The following is a 10,324-nucleotide window of genomic DNA, read 5'->3' as shown; positions in this document are numbered from 1 at the left end:
GTCGAGAACGGCTGGCCGAGGAAGCGGGGGTCACACCGGGCGATCACGCAGATCCAGTCGCGGGTCTGCTCATTGATCTTGTTCGGTGTGCCCCCTCTCCATTTTGGGTCCCACGCCTCGAACCCCCGCTCGTTGAACGCGTGGATCACGTCGCGGACGTAGTCCTCGGTGGCCTTGAGCAGGTACGCGATGTCGGACGCCGGCTGGCCCTGGCCAGACATCAGAACGACGATCGCCCGACGCAGCTTGACCGGGTTCTTCACGGTCCGCGTGATCTTCTGCAGCCGCTGGCCTTCGGCCATCGACAGCGCCCGCACGAACACTTCCGGGCGTCGTCCCACCCGGCATCACCTCCCACACCAACAGCGAGAGGGACAGCCTGCCCGAAACGGCCTCCGAACCAACGGATTACACGGCCAACGTCCAAAGACGAGGCACTAGCCGGTGTTGCATCATGCTTCGCAGTCCATCCGAAGTTGATCTCCGTTGTGAGCCCGTTGTTGACGCCGCCGGGTCAAGTGCCGTTCGTGTTTCAGCCTCCACGAGGGGCTCTCGCCGGATGGAGGCGCCCTGTGGGGCGAGGAGGGCCTCCGCGTGCCACACCCTTGACGCCGCAAACGACTTGGGGTCTCCACCGCCGGGTTGCCGCCGGCGGCGGATGCGCCGAACCGGGTATGGGCGGTCGCTTCCAGTTCGACGCCACCACCGACGGCCGCCCCATCAAGATCGCCCGGATCGTGGACGAACACACCCGGGAATGCCTCGGCGGCCTGGTCGCCCGCTCCATCGCCGCTGACACGCTCATCAACGAACCGGACCGCATCGCCGCCCAACGCGGCTACCCCGCCGTGCTGCGCAGCGACAACGACCCCGAGCTGGCCTGCGCAGCGATGGCCGACTGGGCCCGGGAGCGCACCGGGCTGGCGTTCATCCCACCCGACCAACCCTGGCCCAACGGCTACATTGTCGAATCGTTGAACGGCCGGATACACGACGAATGCCTAAACATCAACCTGCTCTGGTCCCTGACCCAAACCCGCGTCGTCATCAGCGGCTGTAAGGACGAATACAACCACCACCGCAGGCACTCAGCCCTGGCCTACCAAACCCCAGCCGGATACGCTGCCGCCTGCACGCACCGATAACCAACTCTCACAACCGACCCGCGCCGCTAGATCAACTCACGGGGTCCCGTCATGGCATGTACCGCCTGGCCGACTTCTCATAGTGAGGTTTTCCGGCCCCCCGTCTCCCTCCTTGGTCGAAAACCACTTCCGGTAGAGAGACAGCGGCGAACCTGCTGTCGACAGCTTTCCAGATGGAGCGAGATCTACAGGTCTCGGTGATCCGTTGGTGAGTTGTCGGACAGCGATACTGATGCCGGCCGTAAGGCACCGGCCAGCCCGCCGTCACCCCAGCCCGCCATGTCGAGCACCGCTTTGACACACGCTTGCAGGACGGAGACGCACCGGTCCAGATCAGCGTCAGGCTCGATGACGAACCGACACACCGGGCTACCGCCGATCCGTTCCCCGTCCCAAGCATCAACCATGACGAAATCTCCGATCACCGGCTCCATGACGATCGGGGAAAGTCCCACTCCGGCAAAACCCCCGTACGACCAGCAGAACTCCTCCGTCATCTGACCCGCCAGCGCAAGCGGGCCCGGGACCGGATCTGTAGGCACCTCCACCAGACATGGCCGACTGGGATCAGACCGGTGCGCCTCGGCCAGGTCCAGAACGCGGCGGCTGAGTCGATGGTCGACAACGCTCGCATCACGCTCGGCAAGCTTTACGACGACACGAGCGCAAAAGAATGCCCAAACGGCCCGGAGCTCACCCACCAAAGCAGTACCGGCCGAAGATCCGGCCCAGTCGGCGGTCACCGTTGCTCGATCCCCCTCCATGCGGATCTGATAACGGCTGTCGCTGGAATCCCATGGGGCAACCGGAAACGCCGGTCGGTCCGCGGCCAGGCCCAGCGCCATTCGCGCGGCCACCCCGAAGAACGGCACCGACCCCGGAGGGCTCAGATCAACCCCACCGACCCGGAAATGCAACCGACCAGGGTAGTGATCGGCCAGAAACTCCTCGTCCGTCGCCGCCCCACCCGGCCTACGCCACGCCTCGGGTGCATCGTCGGGTTCAAAGTCCACCTCGATCACCTGGCTAGTCTCCCACTGGGAAGGCCGTCTTTATTCGGCCCCACCGAACATATACGCGTAGCCTCGTTGCGCTACGGCCCGATGGCGAGGTGCCGATGTGGTGTCCGAACTCTCGCTCGTAGGTGCGGCGACCGTGGCTGCGGCTCACCAGGTGCTCGTCCCGGACAGTTCGGTGGATCATCTTACGGATCTTTGCCTTGGACCTGGTGTGAAACTTGCTCTTGTGAGTCCACCGCTTTGGGTTGACATGGCGTTGCCAGATGTGAGACCAAGCGCCCTTTGAGATGTGACAGCTGGAGTTGTGGACGAGGACGTCGTACCCGTCGACCGTGACCACGTAGGTGTGTGCGTCACCGATGTTGAGGTTGTAGACGGTCTGGTCGACGACCCAGCCCCGGTCTCGCACCCCGCGTACCGCAGCCGTGCCGCTCGCCCCTTGGACCAGGTCACCAGCTTGCAGGTTCTTGGCGAACACCCAGCCCTTGCCCGGTACCCAGACCGGATGGTCGGCTGTCGCGGTGAGCGCCGAGGAGGCGTCTCCGTCGAGGTCTATGTCGATCAGGTGACGGGTGCCCTGACCGATGAAGACCGTCAGTACGGGGGCCGCCGTCTGGTCTCCCGTGCTGGGGTCCACGGCGGCGACCCAGTCGCCGACCTGAATGTCGGCGATCGGACGATAGGTGCCGTCCGCCATCCGGACGGGTGTGTCTGGCTCGAAACTGTTGCACGCTCGGTGCAGGCCCTGGTAGGCCCGGCGTAGTCGGCTGGCCTTGCGGGCCTTGGCGGCCGCGCGGGCCGCCGAGATCGCGAATCGGGCGCCCTTGACCGCGGCGCCGGCGCCGACCACCGCGGCCAACGACCCGGCGGCGGCCCAGGCGGCCTCCCGCCAGTTTCCGGTGGCGGCGTAGGAGATCGCCGAGACGACACCGGCGATGGTGCCGATCGGCCCGGGGATCATGGAGGCGTACGAGGAGATCGTGGCGACCTTGGACAGGCCACGTTTGATCGATCCCCAGCCGAACTTGCCGTCCAGGTCGGTGCAGTTGACCGGGTCACCGGCGCAGTAGTCGTACGCGGTGGCGTTGCCGCCGTCCTCCGGGTCGGTCTGCAGGAACCGTCCCAGGCCCGGCGAGTAGAGCCGGACGCCCATCAGGATGACGTCGCCCATGGCCTCGCCGGAGCGCTGTTTGCCGCCCAGCCACCCGTACCGCTGGTTGGCCTGGCCGTCCATCGGGACGCCGAACTCGTCGTAGTCGAACAGCTGCGGTTCGGTCAGCCCGGTGTCAATGGTGGCCGCGATGTCACCGTGCAGGTTGGTCAGTTGCAGCGCCACGTCGCCGGTGGTCGAGGTGGTGGCCGCGAGATCCCCGTCGGGGCCGGAGACGTTGCGGGTGATGGTGCCCAGCGAGGTGTCCTCGACGATCCACCGGGGTTCGTCCGAGTCGTCGCCGTAGTGGTTGAGCTTCGACGAGGCGTTCGTCCAGGCGCCGTCGACGTCGGTTTCGGTGGTGAAGCCGCGGAACCGGTGTGCCGGGTCGAGGGTCCAGGTCTGGCGGGAGTCGTTCAGCTGCTGCCGCTGCACCAGGTCGTTGGCGTAGTAGGTGTTGGTCAGCCCGCCGGGCAGCTTGGTGGTACGGCCGAACGAGTCGTACTCGTAGCCGGGGTCGGTGATCCGATCGGCCGAGTCGTACGAATGGTCGTCGGTGGCGTCGGCGCCGTCGGTGTTGCACGCACCGTCGGCGGCCGGGTCGTAGGTGTGTTTCTGGTTGCGGTTGGTGCGCGAGTCGTACCCGTAGGTGCGGGTGACGCAGCCAGCGGTGATGTCGCTGTCCTGCTGCGCGCTGGTGAGCCGACCCAACCGGTCGTAGCCGTAGGTTTTGCTGCCGCCGGTGTATTTGTGGTTGACCCACTGGCCGGCCGAGTTCTCCACGACCGACTCGGAGTAGATCACCGCGCCGTCGGAGTCGCGGGTGTAGGTGCGTTCCACCGGTTGCAGGTTGGCGTCGAGTTTGTCCGTGCGGGTCAGGCCGCCCGGGTAGTGCAGCTCGGTGAGCTGCCCGTCCGGCGAATACTTCGCGGTGAAGGTGCCGGCCACGCTGTCGGTGACGCCGGTGAGCTGACCGCGCGGGTCCTGCGCCCGGTCGTACGCGTAGCTGGCCGAACCGGTGGGGTCGGTGACCTTCGCGGCCTTGCCGAAGCGGTCGAACTCGTTGACGGTACGGCCACCGTCGGCGTCGGTGTACGCGGCGAGCCGGCCCAGCTTGTCGTACTCGCGGGTGATGGTGGCGCCGGCCATGGTCGTGGTGGTCACGTCGCCGCTGGTCGGGTCGTAGCCGGTGGTCACGGCCGGGACCGCGACCCCCTCGTCGGAGGTGATGACGGTGCTGGTGACTCGGGTCGCGGTGTCGTACTGCGTGCTGGTCCGGCGGGTCTTGCCGGCCGCGGTCTCGACCACCTCGGTCTCGTCGCCGAACCGGCTGTATTCCAGCACCCGCCGAACCGGCAGGCTGGTGGTCATCCGGGCCGCGTCGGCGCCGGTCACGTCACCCGCGGCCTGGGTGACACACGCCTCGCCCGCCCATTCGGGATGGTTGCCGCAGGCGGCGTCGACGCTGTTGGCCCCGGCGGTGTAGTAGATCGCCTCGGTGGCGCGGGCGTCGCTGCCGGTCGAGTCGATGCCCCAGGACTTGACCACCTGCCCCTTGGCGTTGAAGGCGGCGTACGCGGTCTTCTGCTCGCCGCCGGTCACTGCGTCGGCGACCACCTTGGTGGGCCGTTTGAGCGTCCAGCCGGACACACCGCCCTTTTCGGCGTCGTACCCGTTCCTGGACACCCGCAGGTCGGCCAACGGGTAACCGTCGATGAGCGCACCGTCGGTCTCGGTGGTGACCAGGTGGTAGGTGGCGCCGTCCGGCTTGCCCTCGTCGTAGGTGTTGAGCTGCCGGCTGCGGCCGATGACCGTGTCTCCGGCCGCGATGGCGTCCAACGGGCCCGCGCCGTCGGGGTCGCCGGCGCCCTGTTCCAGCACCATGGTGACGGTGGGGCCAGTGGTCTCCAGCAGGTCCACGCCGTCGCTGCTGTATCGCTTCACCGTCGACAACGCCTGTGCGCGGGCGGCGGTGTCGGAGTCGAGCAGGCCGAGTTCGGCCAGCGCGTCGCTGGCGCCGGGCAGGGTTCCCAGGGCCAGGGCCCGGTCGGTCGCCTCCAGGGTGCGCACGACGTTGCCGAACCGGTCGTACTCGTTGGTGTCGATGTCACCGCCCGGTGTGGCGGTGTTGACCTCCTGCCCGTTGGGGTTGAGGTAGTGGAGGTTGGCCCACTTGTAGCCGTTCGCGCCAGGGCTGGCCGGGGTGGCGCTGTTGCGGGCCGGTACGTCCTCGGGGCCGAAGACCGCGGTCACGTCGGCCGGCACATCGCCCTGGCCCCAGGTGGCGACGGTGGCGGCGTTCATGTCGTACGGTCCGCCGGCGGCCTTGGTCAGCGGGACGTTGTAGACCAGGTTGGTGGCCAGTTCGCCGTCCGTGTCGGTCTTGCTGCCCTGTTTGAGGGCGGCCCGCCGGACCCGGACCAGCCGGCCGGTGTTTTCGTCCCCGGCCAGCCGGGCGACCTGGGCGTCGGTGAGCGCCGAGCCGTAGATCCGGACGTCGTCGATGCTGCCGGACCAGGAGTTGGCGTTGGCGCCGGCCCACTTGGCCCGGCCCACCACGACGTTGCCGGTGGCGGCCCAGCCGCCCGTGGCCGCGGTGGTGGGCTGGAGCACGCCGTTGACGTACAGCTTCATCTTGCCCGACGCCGTGTCGTAGACGCCGGTCAGATGGGTCCACTGGCCGAGCGTGGGGGCGACGTCGGAGGTGGCGCGCAGGGCGCTGGAGCTGTCGCTGTCGGCGGTAGTGCGGGAGAACGCCCACCGGTCCAGCGCGGCAACGTAGTTGAGGAAGAAACCGCTGGTCCGGGTGCCGTCCTTGGACACGATGGTCCGGTTGACCGACTTGTCGGTGATCCGCGCCCAGGCCGAGACGGTGTAGGAGGAGGTGTTCGACACCGCGCTGCCGGCCGCGGTGATCTGGGCGCTGCTGGAGCCGTTGAACACCGCGGCCCGGTCGCCGGGATTCTCCGGGTCGTTGGCCTCGCCCCAGGTGACACCGGTGGCGGTGCCGTTGCGGCCGTTGCCGGAGGAGTCGGTCGCGTTGCCGTCGAGGTTCCAGCGCAGCGCGGCCGAGTCGACTTCCGGGTTGCCGTAGTCGGCCTGCCAGGGCAGTTCACCCGGCGGGGTGGCCTTGACCACCCGGCCGGCGGAGTCGTACTCGTAACTGGTCTTCAGCGCGGGAGTTACCCGGGGGTCCCAGACCTCGCGCAGCCGACCCAGGTCGTCGTAGGCGTAGTGGGCGACCTCGACGGCGGTCTCGGCGTTCGCGTCCGGGTCCCAGGCCCAGATCTTCACCGCGGAGACGCGGTCGGTGTAGTCACCGAACACGGTCTGACTCAGCCCGCCCGTGGTGGCGGTGGCGTAGACGTACTCCAGCACCTCGCAGCCGCGCGGCAGGGTACTGCCAGTGCAGCCGTTGGCGTCGTCGACCCCGGGCTCGACCGGGTTCACCACCCGCTTGAGCAGCAGCCGGCCGCCGGTGGTGTCGTAGACGTACCGGGTGGTGGAGTCGTTCTCGTCGGTCCAGCTCGAGGTGACGGTCCAGACGCCGTTCTGCTGCTTGAACTCGGCGACCGAGCCGTCCAACTCGGCCAGCCGGTACGTCGCGGCATCGGGCTTGCTGAGGGTCAGCTCCTCGCTGCCGGGCTCCGGGGTGAAGCTGGTGCCGTCGGCGTTGCGGGAGAACGTCACCCAGCCGCCGCCGACCGTGTTCACCCGGGCGACCGACGCAGACGGGAAAGTCAACGTGGTGTAGTCGGTGTCCGCCGGCCCGCCAGTGGCACCACCGGTCCAGGACGGCCCGAACGGGGCGACGATCTCGGTGACCGACAGGTTGTCCCAGTAGACCTTCTTGCCGCTGCCGGCGACGCTGCCGTTGTAGAGCCGGAAGAACGCCTCGGTGGAGCCGGCCGGGACGGCCATGTCCACGGACAGTTCCTGCCAGCCGTCGACGTACGCCGCCATCGGCGAAGCGACCGTGGTGTAGGCGGTGCCGTTCTTGTACAGGCCGACGATCCGCAGCCCACGGTCGACGTTGTCCGGGGCGAGGGTGGTCGCCGCCGGGACGTAGATCCAGGCGGTGGCCCGGTAGGTCCGACCGGGCTGCATGCCCAGCCGCAACCCGCCGTTGTCCCCTCCGAGCGCGACATAGGTGTCGTTGCTGGTGCCCGACGCGGCCGGGGTGATCTCGATCGAGTCGGTCGGGGTGACGTCACCCTGTCCGCGGGCCGTGGACCTGGCGGCGGTCGTGGTGCTGGGCACGGTGAAGCCGGTCAGGTCGGTCGACACCTGCTGCTGGTTGGCCGTCAGCTTTTCCGGCATCGCCAGGTAGCCGCCGGACGGCTCCCGGGAGGAGGTGTTGCGGGTGACCGACAGGCCGAGTTCGTCGGCGTCGGTGGAGTCCAGGCCCAGGTCACCGGTGAGCAGGTTGACATCACCCGGGCCGACCTCGTCGGTGGCGCCGCCGTCCCCGCTCGAGTCGACCGTCACCCGCACCCACGGGGTGTCGTACACCGGGCTGGTGGAGCTGGCCGTGTAGATCCGCGCCCGCACCTCCACGACGCCGCCGACCGCGCCCAGGGTGTCGGTGGCGTTCCACACCGCCCAGCCGCCCAGCGCGCTGAAGGCCACCGGCGAGGCGGCGGTGGCGGTGATCGGCGCGCCGGCCGCCGAGGTCAGGTTCGCCGACGGGATCGGCAGGGTCGCCCCGCCGGGTCCGCGCCGGTATTCGTAGTACGCCCGGGTGTAGCCGGCGACCGGGGTGGTGATCTGCAGCTTGGTCCGCTTGACCACGTTGGCACCGGGCAGCGGCTGGGCCAGCGCCGCGTTGCCGGCGGAGAACGTGTAGACATTCGCCGCCGACAGATTGCCGGCCCGGTCCTTGGCCTGCACGGTCAGCGTCCGCTGGCCGTCGCGAGGGCTGAGCGTGACAGTCCTGGTCCCGGTGGCGGCCAGGGTGGTCGCCGAGGCGTCGGTGTCCAGGCGGTAGACGAACGCCGCCAGGTCGCTGCTGCCGCTGGCCGGGGTGAAGGTGAACGTGTCGGACTGGCCCGCCCCGCCGTGCGGCTGGCCATCGTTCAGATAGATGGTCGCCGACACGAACGGCACCAGCGGCTTGTCGGTGTCGACGCTCAGGTCGGTCCAACCCGTCCAGCCGCCGTCCGCGTACGGGTCCTTGGCCCGTACCCGCCACTGGTAGCTGGTCCCGTTGGCCAGGTCGGTGCTCACCTGCCAGTTCGCGGTCGACCCGTTGGTCCAGTTGCCGCTGAGCGCCCCGGAGGTGGCCACGGTGGCACCGGTGGCCTTGTTGCGGATCTCGAACTCCGCCCGCAGCGCCTGCCCGGCGTTGCTGTCGGCGAGTTTGGCCGACAGCGTCGGCCGCAGGCCGGAGGTCTGCGCGCCGGCGCCGCAGGACGAGTAGCACGGCGCCACGGTCAGCGCGGTGGGCGTGCCCGGGGCGGCGTTGTAGGTCAGCGAGACCAACGGCGGATGCGCCGCCTCGGACGAGTCGAACTTCTTCCAACTGTGCGAGTCGGTCTCGCTGGTGCCGCGCAGCATCACGGTCACGTCGGACCAGCTGCTGTCGGCGGCCGTCTGCAGCGCCTTACCGATCTCGATGTAGACGTACCCGTCGGCACACGAGGAGCTGTAGCCCTTGGTCTCGGTCGAGGTGCCGACCTTCTCCCGCGCCGTCGGCTGCGCCGTCCACCGGGTCGAGGTGTCGGCGCGGTCGGTGCGCCAGGCCTCCCACGAGGCCGCCGTGCACGACCAGGAGTGGGTCTCCCACAGCCGCAGCTTCGCCGACATGATCCGGCTACCCGCCAGCCCGCTGCTAGCGAACCGCAGGTACGACCGGGCCGTGTACGAGCCGCCGTCATCGACGTGCCCCAACTTCAACTCGTCCGCGCCGGACTGGTCACTGGAGTAGCTGTTCTGCACAAACGCGTCGAACGCGGCCGGCAGCGACGTCGGCGGGTCGATGGTCACCGGGAACGTCAGATCGGTGCGCGCGACGAACGCGGGATCCGCGGTCAGCTCCACCGTCGCCGCACCGGCACCCTTCCGCGAGGCGCGCAGCCCCACCCGGGCGCGGTTGACGTGTTCCTGCGCCAGCGGTGCGACCTTCGCGTCCCACATCTCCGGCGCCTGGGCCCGGCCCACCGGGTCACCCTTGGCGTTGCGGAAGACCAGCCCACCCATCCCGTCGGCCGCCGCGGTGAGCTTGCCGGTACGCATCGGCAGCGTCAGCTTCGCGATCCGGCGCAACGCCGCCGCGTCCTTGGCGACGAAGAACTGCTCATAGCCTGTGGTCTGCGCCTTGACCTGCAGGTCCACCCCAGGCAGCACGTCCGGGTAGGTCGCGGTCGGACCGTCCAGGACCGGCTCAGGCAGCGGCCCCGACCACGAGACGCTCGTACGGTCGGCGCCCGTGCCGAGCGAGACGACCTCATGCTCGCCAGCGCCCGTCCGGGCACCGCTGAGCTTCAACGCCCGCGGATGCACCCGGGGCTGCACCGAACCGTCCGCCCCGCGTACAAGCGTCAGGTCCACATCGTCCCACCGGTCACCGTTGTGCACCCGCACCGGCGACAGGGCACGCTCCTCGGTGAGGGTGCCGTCCGGGTTCGCGAACACCTGCGTGGTCTCGGTCCGCCGCCCGAGGGCCTCGACCCGGGCCCCGCACAGCTTCGCGGCGATCGCCGCCGACACGACATCGTCCCGGTTGTCGGGGCAGCGTGGCTTCGGAGCGGGAGCCTGGGTGGTGGGCGTCGCCGCCGCGGCCGGGCGAGTCCGCTCCGGCAGGTCGCTCATGGTGGCGACCAGCAGCAGAGCGAGCACCAGGCACACCCGTTGCACCCAGATCAGACGATTACCGGCGTTCCAGGCGGCGAAAAAGTGCGCGCGGGCGTACGGCATTGCGGCTCTCCCCGTATCGGGCCACATGATCGCAGGCAACGTACGATGTGGACGAAGTCATCGACAATGGCGGATCAGAAAAATCATCCGCTCAG

3 protein-coding genes and 1 pseudogene are annotated in these 10,324 nt (G+C 69.0%); 1 reads left to right on the top strand and 3 read right to left on the bottom strand.

Going from position 1 to position 10,324, the window contains the following annotated elements; genetic code table 11:
• Positions 1 to 341 (bottom strand): helix-turn-helix domain-containing protein (locus ACXN5W_RS23650; RefSeq protein ID WP_473160547.1); only part of this gene is annotated, 341 nt, incomplete at its 3' end.
• Between the two features lie 229 nt (positions 342 to 570).
• Between ACXN5W_RS23650 and ACXN5W_RS23645 the strand changes: the two are divergent.
• A pseudogene (locus ACXN5W_RS23645) lies at positions 571 to 1,145 on the top strand (integrase core domain-containing protein); the annotation flags it as partial.
• Positions 1,146 to 1,330: 185 nt separating this feature from the next.
• On the opposite strand, the gene ACXN5W_RS23640 reads toward ACXN5W_RS23645, so the two are convergent.
• Entirely contained in the window at positions 1,331 to 2,167 is an 837-nt protein-coding gene (locus ACXN5W_RS23640) for a hypothetical protein (RefSeq protein WP_473160546.1), read from the bottom strand.
• Between the two features lie 4 nt (positions 2,168 to 2,171).
• Positions 2,172 to 10,229, bottom strand: coding sequence for a LamG-like jellyroll fold domain-containing protein (locus ACXN5W_RS23635; protein WP_473160545.1), 8,058 nt, complete (start codon positions 10,227 to 10,229; stop codon positions 2,172 to 2,174).
• Positions 10,230 to 10,324 lie beyond the last annotated feature (95 nt).

The organism is Plantactinospora sp. A48, assembly GCF_055793945.1.
Note: the sequence above shows the minus strand (reverse complement) of the source record. Positions and strands in the feature narration are given on the sequence as shown.